Source organism: Bacillus cereus group sp. BfR-BA-01360, from assembly GCF_022663595.1.
In the GTDB taxonomy this organism is placed as follows: domain Bacteria; phylum Bacillota; class Bacilli; order Bacillales; family Bacillaceae_G; genus Bacillus_A; species Bacillus_A cytotoxicus.
On sequence record NZ_JAKUFV010000084.1, the window covers coordinates 1 to 366 of the forward strand.

Here is a 366-nt window from a genome sequence, read left to right on the forward strand (position 1 = left end):
CGCCTAAGGTGGGACAGATGATTGGGGTGAAGTCGTAACAAGGTAGCCGTATCGGAAGGTGCGGCTGGATCACCTCCTTTCTATGGAGAATGGATGAACGTTGTTCATCAATATAAGTTTCCGTGTTTCGTTTTGTTCAGTTTTGAGAGAACTTTCTCTCAAGTTTATACAGCGTAAGCAGTTTGTTTTTTCTTGCGTTTGCGTCTGAAAGTGAATTCCACGATGATGGATTCCTCACCGCATGTCAGCAGAGAAGCAGATGCAGCGCAGTAGGCATGTTCTTTGAAAACTAGATAACAGTGTAGCTCATATTTTTAATTTTAGTTTGGTTAAGTTAGAAAGGGCGCACGGTGGATGCCTTGACAC

The 366-nt window shown here is 43.4% G+C and carries 1 rRNA gene; it reads left to right on the forward strand.

Going from position 1 to position 366, the window contains the following annotated elements:
- A 16S ribosomal RNA gene (locus tag MR056_RS22015) occupies positions 1-80 on the forward strand; the annotation flags it as partial.
- Between the last annotated feature and the right edge of the window lie 286 nt (positions 81-366).